The organism is Mesorhizobium sp. WSM4836, assembly GCF_055811815.1.
The window spans coordinates 157,327-171,103 of sequence record NZ_JBVVQF010000005.1 but is presented as its reverse complement, the minus strand read 5'-3'; the positions used below and the strand labels follow the sequence as shown (position 1 = coordinate 171,103).

12 protein-coding genes are annotated in these 13,777 nt (G+C 63.3%); 3 read left to right on the top strand and 9 right to left on the bottom strand.

What is annotated here, in order from left to right; genetic code table 11:
- Nucleotides 1–26 precede the first annotated feature (26 nt).
- The 4 genes from AC0L2P_RS08565 to murA all read right to left on the bottom strand — a co-directional run bounded on the left by AC0L2P_RS08565 (nt 27) and on the right by murA (nt 4,898).
- Entirely contained in the window at nt 27–1,547 is a 1,521-nt protein-coding gene (locus tag AC0L2P_RS08565) for an ABC transporter substrate-binding protein (protein WP_473500783.1), read from the bottom strand.
- A gap of 99 nt (nt 1,548–1,646) precedes the next feature.
- A complete protein-coding gene (gene murQ / locus AC0L2P_RS08560) occupies nt 1,647–2,570 on the bottom strand; it encodes an N-acetylmuramic acid 6-phosphate etherase (RefSeq protein ID WP_473500973.1) in 924 nt (307 codons plus the stop codon).
- 184 nt (nt 2,571–2,754) lie between these two features.
- Nucleotides 2,755–3,645, bottom strand: coding sequence for a glucosamine kinase nucleotide-binding domain-containing protein (locus AC0L2P_RS08555; protein ID WP_473500782.1), 891 nt, complete (start codon nt 3,643–3,645; stop codon nt 2,755–2,757).
- On the bottom strand, nt 3,642–4,898 hold the full coding sequence (murA, locus tag AC0L2P_RS08550; protein WP_473500781.1) for a UDP-N-acetylglucosamine 1-carboxyvinyltransferase: 1,257 nt from the start codon (nt 4,896–4,898) through the stop codon (nt 3,642–3,644). Before murA ends, AC0L2P_RS08555 begins: the two co-directional genes overlap by 4 nt.
- Nucleotides 4,899–5,084: 186 nt before the next feature.
- Between murA and AC0L2P_RS08545 the strand changes: the two genes are divergently transcribed.
- The 3 genes from AC0L2P_RS08545 (at nt 5,085) to AC0L2P_RS08535 (ending at nt 8,123) form a co-directional block, all read left to right on the top strand.
- Nucleotides 5,085–5,933, top strand: coding sequence for a MurR/RpiR family transcriptional regulator (locus AC0L2P_RS08545; protein WP_473500780.1), 849 nt, complete (start codon nt 5,085–5,087; stop codon nt 5,931–5,933).
- A 138-nt stretch (nt 5,934–6,071) separates the two neighbouring features.
- Complete coding sequence (locus AC0L2P_RS08540) at nt 6,072–7,181, top strand: carbohydrate kinase (RefSeq protein ID WP_473500778.1); 1,110 nt, start codon at nt 6,072–6,074, stop codon at nt 7,179–7,181.
- A gap of 12 nt (nt 7,182–7,193) precedes the next feature.
- Nucleotides 7,194–8,123, top strand: a complete 930-nt coding sequence (locus AC0L2P_RS08535; protein WP_473500777.1) for a pseudouridine-5'-phosphate glycosidase — start codon at nt 7,194–7,196, stop codon at nt 8,121–8,123.
- Between the two features lie 34 nt (nt 8,124–8,157).
- Here AC0L2P_RS08535 and AC0L2P_RS08530 read toward each other — a convergent pair whose 3' ends face one another.
- The 5 genes from AC0L2P_RS08530 to AC0L2P_RS08510 form a co-directional block, all read right to left on the bottom strand.
- Nucleotides 8,158–9,573 (bottom strand): FAD-binding oxidoreductase, encoded by a 1,416-nt coding sequence (locus AC0L2P_RS08530; protein ID WP_473500776.1) that lies wholly within the window; start codon nt 9,571–9,573, stop codon nt 8,158–8,160.
- A gap of 81 nt (nt 9,574–9,654) precedes the next feature.
- Nucleotides 9,655–10,935 carry an amylo-alpha-1,6-glucosidase gene (locus tag AC0L2P_RS08525; protein ID WP_473500775.1) on the bottom strand — a complete coding sequence of 427 codons (1,281 nt, stop codon included), beginning with the start codon at nt 10,933–10,935 and terminating at the stop codon, nt 9,655–9,657.
- Nucleotides 10,936–10,968: 33 nt separating this feature from the next.
- Nucleotides 10,969–12,009 (bottom strand): ABC transporter ATP-binding protein, encoded by a 1,041-nt coding sequence (locus tag AC0L2P_RS08520; protein WP_473500773.1) that lies wholly within the window; start codon nt 12,007–12,009, stop codon nt 10,969–10,971.
- 21 nt (nt 12,010–12,030) lie between these two features.
- Entirely contained in the window at nt 12,031–12,864 is an 834-nt protein-coding gene (locus tag AC0L2P_RS08515; RefSeq protein ID WP_473500972.1) for a carbohydrate ABC transporter permease, read from the bottom strand.
- A gap of 5 nt (nt 12,865–12,869) precedes the next feature.
- Nucleotides 12,870–13,715 (bottom strand): carbohydrate ABC transporter permease, encoded by an 846-nt coding sequence (locus AC0L2P_RS08510; RefSeq protein ID WP_473500772.1) that lies wholly within the window; start codon nt 13,713–13,715, stop codon nt 12,870–12,872.
- Between the last annotated feature and the right edge of the window lie 62 nt (nt 13,716–13,777).

Genomic DNA, 13,777 nt, shown 5'->3' with positions numbered 1-13,777 from the left:
TATCCTCTCGTCCGGCATCGAAGCAGCTACTGGATCGTCACCTTGGCGAGGCTGAACAGCGAACCTGTCGGCACCGGTTCGAATCCTGCGATATTCTTCTGCTGTGCCGTATAGCTGTAGGACGTGTAGAGCCAGATCCAGGGCGACATCTCGGTGATGTGCTTCTCGAACTCGGTGAAGATCGCTTTGCGCTTCTCCGGGTCGGTCTGCGCGCGGCCCTTCTGCATAAGGCTGTCCAGCGTATCATCGATATAGTTCGCCACCTTCTGCAGATTGCCGGTCTTGGTCCAGTACCGGTTGTACATAGTGTAGGGATCGGCCCTGCCGCCGTTCAGCGCGACGGCCATGTCGAAATCGCCCTTCAGCCAGGCATCGACATAGACGTTGAGCTCCATCATTTTGATGTCGAGTTTAACGCCGATTTCGGCGAGTTGCGACTGGATCACCTGGGCTTCCGCCGCTGCCGTCGGCGGCTCGCCGGTGGCGCCGATCACGGTCGCCGAAAAGCCGTGGGCATAGCCGGATTCGGCCATCAACTGCTTGGCCTTCTCAATGTCGCGCTTATAGCAGAACAACTGGTTCGGATCGGTCGCCAGCGCCGGGATGGTCAGCGGGCCGGTGACTTTGCCTTCGCCAAGCGAGGCGGTGTCCAGCACTTCCTGCCGGTCGATGACGCAGGATATTGCCTGGCGCACCTTGAGTTCGGTCATCGGCTTGCGGGAGGGATTGAGCTGCAGCACGTGGTAGGCTAGCACCGGCACGCGGTTCAACTGCAGGCTGGCTTCCTTGGGCACCAGCGTGGCGACAAGCGGATCGTTGAGCAGGGCGAAGTCGATCTGCTTGGCGCGCATCGCCGCCAGGATCGCTGTTTCGTCCGGCAGCACACTGATCTCGATGCCGTCGACACCAGTCGCGCCGCCCGCCCAATCCTTGTTGGCGACAAGCACTTCCTTGGAATTCGGATCCCACTTTTCGAGCTTGAAGGGACCCGAGCCGACCGTCGTCGTGCCGATCGAGCCGGCCGTGATTTCGCTTGCCGGGACGATCGCCGCATTGACGTCGCTCATCGCCGTCAGGATCGGCACATCCGGCTGCGAGAGGTGGAACACGACGGTGGCTGGATCGGGCGTGTCGATGCTGGCGATCGAGAGAAAGTTGGCGCGCGCAGCCGCACCCGTCTTCTCGTCGAGTATGCGCTCGAACGATGCCTTGACGTCGGCCGAATTCACGGCGGCGCCGTTCTGGAATTTTGCTTTCGGATTGAGTTTGAAACTCAACTCCTTGCCGTCCGGCGAGAACTGCCATGAATCGGCAACCGCCGGCACGATCTGCAGATTGGCGTCGAGCCGCACCAGCGGTTCGTAGATCAGCTCCAGCAGCCGCAGCGAGGAGAATGCCGTCTGCTTGTGCGGATCAAGACCCGTGGCGTCCTGCGACCACGCCATATGCAGCGTCGCCGCGCTCGCCTGCACCGGCAGCGCGGCGATGCCAACCATTGCCGCGAGCGTCATGCCGGAAAGCAAGTTCTTGCCAATGTGCCGTACCATTGTCGTCTCCCATTATTGTTAAACCAGATGCCTTGCAGTTCCCCGGACCGCTTCAAAGGGACACATGCCTCGGAACATCGGCCCAGTATCCATGCGGTCTTACACCGTCTTTTCGCCTATCGCCTTGCGCAGGAAACCTCCCGCGTTGGCAAGCGCCTTACGTGCTTCTTCGACGCCCATGCCGGTGATCGTCACCAGGATTGCCAGTTTTACATCATTGCCGGTCTGATCGAGTGCCTGTCGTGCCTGCTGTGCCGCGCAGCCGGTCGTCTGCATCACGATCCTGACCGCCCTGGCGACAAGCTTCTTGTTGCTCGGATTGAGGTCCACCATCAGGTTCTGATAGCTCTTGCCGATGCGGATCATGCTGGCGGTAGACAGCATGTTGAGCACCAGCTTTTGCGCCGTCCCCGATTTCAGTCGGGTCGAGCCGGTGAGGACCTCCGGGCCAACCACCGGAGAGATGGCAATATCGGCAATGCCGGCAATGGTCGATCGAGGATTGCAGGACAACGCCACGGTGGTGGCTCCCACCTCCTTGGCATAGGTCAGGCCACCGATGACATAAGGTGTGCGTCCGCTGACAGCGATGCCGACGACCACGTCGTCGGCGGTCAGCTTGATGTCTTGCAGCGCCTTTATTCCCTGTTTCGGATCGTCCTCGGCGCCTTCCGCAGAGTGCATCAGCGCGTCGACGCCGCCGGCGATCAGGCCCACCACCATGTCCTCGGGTACGCCGAAGGTCGGCGGACATTCCGAGGCGTCGAGTACGCCGAGCCGGCCGCTGGTGCCAGCCCCAATATAGACAAGGCGTGCACCGTTCTGGAACGCGTTCACGATCCGGTCCACGGCCGTAGCAATATCGGGGATGACCTTCTCGACGGCTGACGCAACGCCTTTGTCCTCGTCATTGATCTTGCGCAGCACCTCGAGGGTCGGCAACAGATCGATGTCCATGGTTTTCGGGTTCCGGTCCTCGGAAACCAGCCGCTCCAGCTCCGACATCAACCCTTGTTCGACCACTTCGCTTACTTTCAAGTGCGACTGCGAGTAGGACTGTGATGCCCGCGGCAAGCGGCGTCCAGTGCCTGCACCTGGCCGTCGGCTCCGTACCGGCTGCGCCGGTTCTGTTTCGTTAACTTTTTAGAATTTGATATTCTCTCTGTCAACGGAAGAAGGAATATTATATTCCTTGTCGGGCAAGGCATCACTGGCGGTAGAGCGATTTTCTGGCCAGGATTATGGCTCCCGAAACCGCATCGCCGTCGGCCGGCTTCAGCCGTCGGCGGACGTCGGGAGTGAGCCATGGCTCAAGCGGGCTGGACAGACCTCCGAGCAGCGTAACCCGCGGCGCGCCTTTTTCGAACAGCACCCGCACGAACGTGTCGATCTGCTCGGCAGCGCCCTGCACGATCCGCCGACCGGCCGGATCGCCCTGGTCGGCATGGCGGATCACCATGGGCGCCATGGCGGCATAGTCGGTCGCGCTGGCGCGGTCCATCCAGGCCACCGCCTCGAACGGATCGTCCTTGAAGCGCTGCAGCACCTCGGCCAGCAGCGCCGTCCGCTCATGCCGGCCGTCATGGGCACGCAAGGCAAGCTGCACTGCCTTCAGTCCGAGATCGGCGCCGCTGCCCTCGTCGGAAATCGGAAAACCGTAGCCGCCAACGCGCAGGTCGCGCCCTTCGACAAAGCCGAGCCCGATCGAACCGGTTCCGGCTATGACGATGGCGCCGTCTTGACCCGAATGCGCGCCAAGGCATGCCGCGATGCCGTCGCTGACGAAGTCGATGCTCGCAAAGGGATGTTCGATGCCACGAAACGCCTCGAGCGCACCCTTACGGCCGATGCCGGCAACACCGATGCCGGCGCGGATCCTGGCGATTTCCGCCGCCGCGAACCCGGCCTCTTCGATCGCCGCGCCAAAGGCTTTGGCAATCGAGGCCCAGGCCGCCTCTATACCGAGCCGCGTTGTCGCCGGGCCCGACAGGCCTTGCCCGAGCACGGTTCCTGCCTCGTCTTCGATACGCGCTCGGCAGCCGGTTCCGCCGCCATCGACGCCCAGGAAATAATGCGGAGACGTCCCACCGGCACTCATTGCCTTATTCGTTCGATCTGGGCGCCACACAGCCGGAGCTTGCGGTCCAACTGCTCATAGCCGCGGTCGAGATGATAGACGCGGTTGATCGTCGTCTCGCCCTCGGACACCAGCGCTGCCAGTACGAGCGAGACGGAGGCGCGCAGGTCGGTCGCCATCACTTGCGCGCCCTTCAGCTTCTCGCCCCCGCGCACCAGCGCCATGGTGCCTTGCAGCTTGATATTGGCGCCGAGCCGCATCAGTTCGGGCACATGCATGAAGCGGTTCTCGAAGATCGTCTCGCGCAACAGGGAAGCGCCCTCGGCACAGCACATCAACGCCATGAACTGCGCCTGGAGATCGGTCGGAAAGCCCGGATAGGGCTCCGTCGTCACGTCGACGGCTCTGAGCGGCCCGTCTCTCGATACGATCAGCCCGCGGTCGCCAGGCCATATTTTTACACCGGCTGCTTCGAGCAGCTGGACGACGGATGCCATGTGCTCGAGCCGCGCGTGGGTCAGCTCGAGCTGACCGCCGGTGATAGCCGCTGCGACGGCATAGGTGCCGGCCTCTATCCGGTCCGGGATGATGTCGTGCGTGGCGGCGCGCCAGTCTGTGCTGCCCGCGATCAGGATGCGGTGCGTGCCAGCGCCCTCGATCCGCGCGCCCATGGCGCTCAGGCAGGCGGCGAGATCGGCCACCTCCGGCTCGCGGGCCGCGTTGAGTATCTCGGTCTCGCCGGTTGCCGGCGTCGCCGCCATCATCGCCGTTTCGGTCGCGCCGACCGACGGCGAGCTCAAAACGATGCGCGCGCCTTTCAGTCCGCCCGGCGCAGACGCGACGATCAGTCCGTTTTCGATCGCGATATCGGCGCCAAGCGCGGCAAGTGCGGCGACGTGCATGTCGACCGGCCGTGCGCCGATCGCGCAGCCGCCAGGCAGCGAGACCCGGGCATGGCCGAAGCGGGCAAGCAGTGGGCCGAGAACCAACACCGTCGCGCGCATGCGCCTGACAGTATCGTAGCTTATCTCCCTGGAGACGGCAGCGCTGGTGTCGATCGTCGCGGTGTGGGCAGATCTGGTGACCTTGGCGCCATGAAGCCTGACGACGCCGAGCATGTTCTCGACATCGGTCACGTCGGGCAGGTTGGTCAGCTGCAGCGGATACGGGCTGAGCAACGCCGCCGCTATTTGCGGCAAGGCCGCGTTCTTGGCGCCGGAGATCGTCACCGCGCCCTCAAGCCTGTGCCCGCCGACGATCCGCAATTTGTCCATGGCTCTGACCTAATCCCGAGCTGTCGGCGAGTCTACGATCTTTCATGTCCGAATCGTCGACATGCCCGAAGGCTGGGCCGCAATCGCACCGGTCGAGGTTTGACGGACCATTCTTGGCTGTCAATCAGAGACGGAATAATTTATTCCTTGGCTCGGCATTGTCGATGACAGGCAATGGGAGAACGCATGTCCGTCCTGAAGAAGATCGAGGCCAAGCTCGAAGTCATGGCGCCCGGCGACCGCGAGATCGGGCGGTATATCGTCGATAATCCCGACCAGATGCTCCGCCTGTCGACGGCGGGGCTTGCCGCCGAGATCGGCCGCAGCCAGTCGAGCGTCGTCAAGTTCAGCCAGAAGCTCGGCTATGCCAGCTATCAGGAGCTTAAGCTCGCCGTCAGCGAGGCCAAGTCGCAGGAATGGCACGTGCCGGCTGGCATGATCCACGGTTCGATCGAAGTCGGCGACAGCCATCGGGTCATCCTGCGCAAGCTGATCGGCAGCAAGCTTTTGTCGATGCAACAGACCGTCGCGGCCAACACCGAGCAGGAAATCGGCAAGGCCCTCGAAGCCTTGAACGGTGCGCGTCGCATTCATTTGGCCGGCGTCGGCGCATCCTCGCTGGTGGCGCGCGATTTTTCCTACAAGCTGATGAAGCTCGGCCGCAACGTGCTGCATGACAGCGACAGCCATGTGCAAATGGCCAATGTCTCGACGCTTGGACGAGGTGACGTGCTGTTCGCGCTTTCCTATTCCGGGGCAAGCATTGAAACCCTGCGGATAGCAGAACTCGCACATAAACGCGGCAGCATCGTGATCGCCGTCACCGGACTTCGCGACAATCCGCTGAGCCGGGTTGCCGACATTCGCCTCCACACGATCGCCGATGAAGAGCGCGCCCGCTCGTCATCGATAACCGCACGTGATGCACAACTGACGCTCACCGACCTGCTGTTCATCCTGCTCGTGCAGAAGCAGCCTGACGCCAATGAATACGTCCACAACAGCGAATTGGCCGTCTCGGTGCTGAAGGCTTAGCGGTCTTCGCGCCTCACCCGCTCTCGTCGTCCGGACGGCAGGGTCCTCAGGAGCGCCGGTGGTCAGCAAACAAACGTTGACAATATCATCTGTTGTTGCGACAGCGTTCAGCCTCGAATTTGACGGCCGCGTGAGACGATGGACGACCTTGGGGCACATGAACAAGCGGTTCTCGACTTGATCGCGGCGAACCCGTTCGCCGGCCAGCAGGATCTAGCGACGGCGCTCGGAATCGCCCGCTCGACCGTTGCCGCCCACATCGTGCAACTCATCAACAAGGGCTACATTCTCGGCCGCGGCTATGTCTTGCCGGCGTCCAAACGTATGGTCTGCATTGGCGGGGCCGTGCTCGACCGCAAGTATCACGCCAGGAAGGATCTGATCTTCGCGACGTCGAACCCGGTCGATGGCTATCGCAGCTTCGGCGGGGTTGCCCGCAACGTCGCCGAGAACCTTGCCCGTCTAGGTGTCGATACAAGCTTCGTCTCGATCGTCGGTGACGATGAAACCGGCCGCTCGCTGATGCGGCATTTGCGCGACCTCGGCGTCGATGTCAGCCAGGTCATCACCACCACGGAGCGGCCGACGGCCGAATACGCGGCCATCCTCGACCGCAACAATGATCTCGTGCTCGGCATTGCCGACATGGAGATCTTCGATCTGTTTTCGCCGTCCTATCTCGACCGCTTCTGGCCGCATCTGGCTTCGGCGAGATGGGTGTTCATCGACTGCAATCTGCCGGCTGCGACTATCGCAGCACTGATGTCACGCAAGCAGGGCGCGCGCTTCAAGCTCGCAGTCGACACGGTATCGGCGCCGAAATCAGCGCGCCTGCCGAAGGACCTGACCGGCATCGATCTTCTGTTCACCAATCATGACGAGGCCAATACGATGCTCGGCATGACGGATGCCGACAAGCGGTTGACACCAGAGGAAGCAGCAGCAGCGCTGCGCGCGGCCGGCGCTGCCGAAGTGATCGTGACCGTGGGCGCGCATGGATTTGCCGTTGCGACCGAGAGCGGTGTGACGACCATGCACTCCGTCCCGGCCCAGCCTGTCGATATCACCGGCGCCGGTGACGCGATGATCGCCGGCACTCTGTACAAGGTGCTTTCGGGTGAGCCGGTCGCTCATGCCGTGCGCACCGGCGCGCTGCTTGCCACGCTGACCACCGAGAGCGAATCCAGCGTCCATCCCGATCTGTCGCCGCGCTTCCTTGCCGCCGGCATGTACCGCATTCCTGCCTGAAAGCGAGATGATATGAAACCTTCCCTTGTCCACTTGAACGACGAAGTCGCTACCGCGCTTGATGAAGGCCGCGCGGTGGTGGCACTGGAATCGACCATCATCACCCATGGCATGCCCTATCCGGCCAATCTGGAAACTGCCCGTGGTGTCGAAACGGTGGTGCGTGAAAACGGCGCCGTGCCCGCCACGATCGCGGTGGTCGCCGGCAACATCAAGGTCGGGCTCGACGACCGCGAACTGGAAGAGCTGGCAGCCGCAAGCGACGTGGTCAAGGCCTCCGGGCGCGATCTTGCCGCTATCATGGTGCGTGGCGGCTCGGCCGGAACCACCGTCTCGGCGACGATGCGGATCGCCGCTCTGGCCGGGATCGGTATTTTTGCGACCGGCGGCGTCGGCGGCGTGCATCGCGGCGCCGAAGCCACTTTCGATGTGTCCGCCGACCTGACCGAACTCGGCCAAACTGGCACGACCGTCGTCTGCGCCGGAGTTAAGTCGATCCTCGATATTGCGAAGACGTTGGAATATCTGGAAACTCAGCGCGTGCCGGTGATCGCCTATGGGAGTGATGATTTTCCGGCTTTCTACATCCGCTCCAGCGGGCTCAAGGCCGACCATCGCCTCGATACCCCCGACGAGATCGCGCGAGCCATGCTGCTGCATAACGAGATGGAATCCGGCACCGGCATTCTCCTCGCCAACCCAATCCCCGAAGCGGACGCGCTCGATCCGGCCTTCATCGATGGCACGATCGCAGCGGCCGTTGCCGAGGCCGAGAAGCGCGGCATCGGACGCAAGGAACTGACGCCGTTTCTGCTCGCCCGCATCAACGAGCTTTCGCAAGGCCGCAGCCTGAAGGCCAACATCGCGCTGGTCCGCAACAACGCCGAGCTTGCCGCCCGCATTGCGGTGGCGCATGCCGAATTGAAGCTCATGGCAAGATAGGTCGGTTGTCGGCCAGCGCCGTCGGACTTCGATTTCAGCCCGGCGCGAGGTCAAAGATGCGCCCGGCGTTGAGGATGTTGTTCGGGTCGAAGGCCGCTTTCAAGCGGCGCATTGCCGCGATCTCTGCATCGCTGCGCACCAGATGCAGCCATTCCTTCTTGTCGAGGCCGATGCCATGTTCGGCCGAAACGCCACCGCCGGCGGCGGCGACACCGCGGTAGACGATGCCGCATGCGGCCGCCGGATCCACGGTGCGGACCTGGTAATGCAGATTGCCGTCGCCGAGATGGCCGAAGACGTAGATGTCGGCGCTCGGGTCGACGGCCTTGATTGCGGCTTCTGCTTCGCGCAAGAAAGTCGCCATTTTCGCCAGCGGGATGCTGACATCGACGCCGATCAGGCCTGCAATCGAAAACAGGAAACGGTTGGCCTCTTCCCGCACCGCCCAGAGCGCCCGGAATTCTCGCGGCGATTGCGAGACGACCACGTCGTCGATCACGCCATCTTCAACCGCCTGCATCAGCACCGCGGCAAAACGTTCGCCGTCGCGGTCGGGCTCGCTGCCCTGTATCTCGGCAAGCACATAGACGGGCGAGCCGGCGGGCAGCGGCGCCGGCGCGTCCATGCCGGCGATCATGGCGCCATAAAGCGGTGCGAAATTCACCTCATAGGCCGATAGCAAGGGCCCGAGCTTCCGCCTGAGCAGCGCAAGCAACGTGATCGCTGCATCGAGCGACGCAAGCGCGCAGAAGGCGTTGACCTCGGTGGCTGGCTTCGGATGCAGCCGCAGGCATGCGCGCGTGACCACGCCGAGCGTGCCCTCGCTGCCGATGAACAATTGGCTGAGGTCGTAGCCGGAGTTGTCCTTCGCCAAACCCTTGAGCGAGGTCAGGATACTGCCGTCGGCAAGCACCGCTTCCAGGCCAAGCACCTGCGCCCGGTACATGCCGTAGCGTAGCACGCGCATGCCGCCGGCATTGGTGACGATATTGCCGCCGACGGTGGCCGTGCCGCGCGCACCGATGTCGACGCCGAACAGCAAGCCGGCCGCATCGGCGGCTTCCTGCACTGCTTGCAGCGGCGCCCCGGCCTCGGCGATGATGGTCGCCGCCTCGCGATCGAGAGCCTCAATGGAAGCCATGCGCTCCAGCGACAGCACAGCTTCGCCGGGTTGGATGCGAGCGCCGCCGGCGAGCCCGGTCCGGCCCCCCTGGATCACAAGCCTCTGCCCCGCCTCATTGCAGAGGCGCAGTATGTCCGACACCTCGCCGGCAGTGCGCGGTCGCAGCACGACCTCCGGTGGCGTACCGGTCTTGCCATCGGGGTCTTCCCTGTAACGCGGCCCGGCCTCATCGGCCGAGACGATCGCCGACCGGTCCAGCCGGTTTTCCAGCCGCGATAGGAGTTCGCCGGTCAGCGGGGACAGAGCGCTCACGGATGTTGTCGTCATGCGCCGCTCCTGCAACACGCTGACGATAGACACGGACTGCTGTTTGTCAAACCTATGCGGGACTGCCAACAGTGGCTGCCTTCAGGTTCTGCCCTTCAGGAACTCGAGCACCATAGCCGCGGTCCAGGTGAAGCGATTGCCGCCGAGCGGTTCGCCGGTGAGCGGGTCATAATATTCGGCAAAGCCGCTCTCGGCGATCAGCTCGAGACTGGACTGGGTGATCCGTTGTGCGATTTGGCTGTGGCCGGCGGCGGCAAGGCCGTCGGCGATCATGTAGTTGACCACCAGCCAGACCGGGCCGCGCCAGTAGCGCTTTGGGTCGAGGCGTTCATCCTCAGGATCGTGCGAGGGGACGATGTAACGCGCTTTGCCGGCGATGCGCTCGATCGTTGCGGCGATGGCCGCTGCCCGGCTTTCCGGGATGGCCGAAAACACCGGCAGAATGCCACCGACCGACGCGCTGTCGACGTGCTTTCCGGCCACTCGGTCGAAACAAATGTACTGGCCATGCGCGTCGCTCCACAGCCGTTCCATTGCCGAAAGCCCCTTTTCGGCACGGGCGCGGTTGGCCTTGGCGATTTCGGTTTCGTGAAGGGCCTCGGCGAGATCGGCAAGGTCGGCGGCGGAACGGATCAGGATGGCGTTGAAGCCAGGATCGACGACCTGGAATGGCGAGGCATCGTGCAGCCGGGCGTTGTCCCAGCCAAGCCCGCGGAAATGCTGCAGCAGCCAGATATAGCGGTCATACTGTGCCTTGGTTGGACGATGCGCCGGATCGGCGTGCAGGATGTCGCGGCGGGTGTAGGGCTCGACGCCTTCGGTCGGCACGCGCTCGAACGCCTCGTCCCAGTCGATCGAGTTGTCGCGGCCGGACTCCCATGGGTGGATTATGGCGACCAGCCCTTCGCCGTTCGGGTCGCGATTTTCGTAGAACCAGCGGTGCCAGGCATCGATTTTCGGCAACAGCGCACGGGCGCGCTCGGCCGCCAGGGTCTTGTTCTTGGCCCGGTCGAACAGACGGCGCACGGCAAAGCCGGCGACCGCCGGCTGGGTGATGCCGGAGGTGGCGGTCGGACGGTCCGTTCCCCAGACCTCCGGCCCGGGGAAATAGCTGTCGTTCAGGACATGGAAGACGATATGCGGCACGATGCCGTCTGGCCACTGGTGGGCGAAGAGCGTGTCGATCTCGGTCCAGGCCCGAGCTTCATCGTAGTAGGCAAGACCGAGCGCGGTCAGGCAGGAATCCCAGTTCCACTGAAACGGGTATAGCCCCTTGGTCGGTATGGTGTAGGTGCCTTGGTCGTTTTCCCTGAGCACCTCGACGGCGCGGGTGATGGTTTCGTCGACAGCAAGAGATATCATCGGGGCGTTCGTACTTTCAGGATCGAAGGGGAATCAAAGGGCTTTGGTGGTTTCGGGATCGAACCAGCGGATGCGGTCGGGTTTGGGCGAAAGCCGCAGGTGATCGCCGACAGCGACCGTGGCATTCGATTCGAGGATGGCGCGAAAGATGCCGCCCTCGACATCGCAGGTGACCAGCGTGTGCGGTCCGAGCGGCTCGACAACGCGCACGATGGCGTGCAGCCCTTCGGTGCCGGCGTCGACATCCTCGGGGCGAATGGCGAATTCTATCGTCTGCTTGTCCGATTCGGGGCCAGGCAGCGTCAGCCCGGCGACGGTCCAGCCGCCGTCTGCCGCCTTCGTCGCCGGGATGAAATTCATCGGCGGGTTGCCAATGAAGGAGCCGACGAAGCGGGCCGCCGGATTGCGGTAGACCTCTACCGGCGAGGCGGCCTGGACGATATGGCCCTGATGCATGACGGCGATGCGGTCGGCCAAGCTCATCGCCTCGACTTGGTCATGGGTAACGTAGATGGTGGTGGTCTTGGACGCAGCGAGTACACCTTTGAGCTCGGCGCGCATTTCGAGCCGCAGCAGCGCGTCGAGGTTCGACAGCGGCTCGTCCATCAAGATCACGTCAGGCTCCATCGCCAGGGCCCGGGCCACAGCCACGCGTTGGCGCTGACCGCCGGAAAGCTGGCCCGAATAGCGCTTCAAAAGCTGCTCGATATGCATGAGCTCCGCGGTGCGGTTGACGCGCCCCTCGACCTCCTGCTGCGGCAGCTTCTTCATGCGCAGGCCGAAGGCGATGTTCTCGAATACGGTCAGGTGCGGAAACACGGCGTAATTCTGGAACACCATGGCGATGCCGCGCTCGCGCGGCGGCAGATGGTCGACGCGGCGGCCGCCGATCCAGACCTCGCCTTGGCTTGGCGTTTCCAAGCCGGCGACGATCCTCAGCAGCGTGGTCTTGCCACAACCCGAGGCGCCAAGCAGCACCATGAATTCCTGGTCGGCGATGGTCAAGTCGATCGAATGCAGTGCGGTGAAGCCGCCGAAGCGCTTTGCCACCCCTTTGATGGCGATCTCAGCCATCGGCGTTCTCTCTCGTGCGCGTCATCGGTTGGCGATCCCCCACATGGCGAACAGATATTTGCGAACGGCGAAGATGAAGATCAGCGCCGGAATGACCAGTGCCGCGCCACCGGCGAATTTGAGATAGAGCGGCGATTCGCCGAGGCTCTGCAGCAGGAAGGCGGTCAGCGTCCGGTTCTCGATCGTGAGCACTGCCGCGGCAAACACCTCGTTCCACGAGATAGTGAAGGCAAACACCGCCGATGCCGCGATGCCCGGCAGCGCCAGCGGTAGAATGACTTTTCGGAATGCCTGCAATCTCGTGCAGCCGAGCGTCCAGGCCGCTTCCTCCAGCTCGACGGGAATGCCGGAGAACAGCGAGAAGGTGATCAGCACCGCAAACGGCAGCGCCAGCGTGGTGTGGACCAGCGCCAGCCCGATCGCGGTGTCGTCGAGGCCGGTGCGGATGAACATCACCGCCAGCGGCAGTGCCAGCAGCGGCAGCGGGAAGGCGCGGGTCATCAGCACGAGGAAACGGAACGTTTCCTTGCCCGGGAATTCGAAGCGCGACAGTGCGTAGCCGGCGGGTGCGCCGAAGCCGATCGAGAGGAGCATCGTTAGCGTGGCGACGAGGACGGAGTTCCACAGCGCCCTGGCGACGCCGGCGAAATTGACGAAGAAAGAAAGGCTGCCGAAATCGAATGACGGGAAGAAGCGCTTGGGAAAGGCAGTCACCTCTTCCGGCGATGATAGCGCGTTGACGATCAACAGATAGATCGGCAGCAGCACCCAGACGCAAAGCAGGATGACGGAAGCGACCAGCAACCAGTTGCCGGCTTTGCGGGCCTCAGGCGCGGCGATCGACAGCTCCGCCATGGTGCTCATATGCGCGCCTCCTTCGGCACACGCAGCACCCGCAGAAAGAACAGCGTGAAGCCGATCGAGATGGCGAGGATGAACAGCGCCATGGCGGCGGCGACATTGCGGTCCTGCAGCGTGAACTGCCAATTGTAGGTCTCGCCCATCAGCACCGGCAGATTGGTGCCGCCGAGTGCCGCAACCACGGCAAAGACCTCAAACGCAAGGATGACGCGCAGGATGATCGCCGTCTGCAGGCTTGGGCGCAGCAGAGGCAGCGTGATCTTGATGAAGCGCTTCCACCGGCTAGCGCCAAAAACCTCGGCTGCCTCGTAATATTCCCGGGGGATCAGCCCCATGCCGGCGGCCAGGATGACCATCATGATGGCGGTCGCGCGCCAGATCTCGGCCAGCGCCACGGCAATGAAGATCGTCAGCTTGCTCTGGTATCCGAGAAACATGACCGGCCTGTCGACGACACCGAGGTTGGAGAGCAAGGTGTTGAGGAAACCGGACTGGTCGAAGATGGCGAGCCAGATCAGCCCGGCGGCGAGATCGGAGATGCCGAGCGGAATGGCGAAGATATAGAGCGCGGCACTGCGCCCGGTTTCGAGCCGCGACACCACCGTCGCCATCAGCAGCGCCATCACCAGCTGGATCGGCACGACGACGGCGCTCAGAAGCAGCGTATTGCGGACCGTGACCGGAAACTTCCAGCTGCCCGCCATGGTGCGGAAATTGTCGAGCGTAAAGCTGCCGTCGCGGGTGAACGCCTCGAAGGCGACCAGCGCGAACGGGTAGAGGAAGAAGACGCAAAGGAACAGCGTCGCCGGCATCAGCAGCAGATAGGGCAGGGCCTTGCCGTGCATGGAGCGCTCTCTGTTCGATGCTTGAAAAGGGTGGGCGCCCGGCGCGCTAAAGTCCGGACGCC

Excerpts from the sequence above, each read along its gene's own strand:
- AC0L2P_RS08525 (WP_473500775.1), bottom strand. The coding sequence starts at position 10,935 with ATGATATCTCTTGCTGTCGACGAAACCATCACCCGCGCCGTCGAGGTG.
- AC0L2P_RS08540 (WP_473500778.1), top strand. The coding sequence starts at position 6,072 with ATGGACGACCTTGGGGCACATGAACAAGCGGTTCTCGACTTGATCGCG.
- AC0L2P_RS08510 (WP_473500772.1), bottom strand. The coding sequence starts at position 13,715 with ATGCACGGCAAGGCCCTGCCCTATCTGCTGCTGATGCCGGCGACGCTG.
- AC0L2P_RS08555 (WP_473500782.1), bottom strand. The coding sequence starts at position 3,645 with ATGAGTGCCGGTGGGACGTCTCCGCATTATTTCCTGGGCGTCGATGGC.
- AC0L2P_RS08535 (WP_473500777.1), top strand. The coding sequence starts at position 7,194 with ATGAAACCTTCCCTTGTCCACTTGAACGACGAAGTCGCTACCGCGCTT.
- AC0L2P_RS08520 (WP_473500773.1), bottom strand. The coding sequence starts at position 12,009 with ATGGCTGAGATCGCCATCAAAGGGGTGGCAAAGCGCTTCGGCGGCTTC.
- AC0L2P_RS08530 (WP_473500776.1), bottom strand. The coding sequence starts at position 9,573 with ATGACGACAACATCCGTGAGCGCTCTGTCCCCGCTGACCGGCGAACTC.
- AC0L2P_RS08545 (WP_473500780.1), top strand. The coding sequence starts at position 5,085 with ATGTCCGTCCTGAAGAAGATCGAGGCCAAGCTCGAAGTCATGGCGCCC.
- AC0L2P_RS08515 (WP_473500972.1), bottom strand. The coding sequence starts at position 12,864 with ATGGCGGAGCTGTCGATCGCCGCGCCTGAGGCCCGCAAAGCCGGCAAC.
- AC0L2P_RS08565 (WP_473500783.1), bottom strand. The coding sequence starts at position 1,547 with ATGGTACGGCACATTGGCAAGAACTTGCTTTCCGGCATGACGCTCGCG.
- murA (WP_473500781.1), bottom strand. The coding sequence starts at position 4,898 with ATGGACAAATTGCGGATCGTCGGCGGGCACAGGCTTGAGGGCGCGGTG.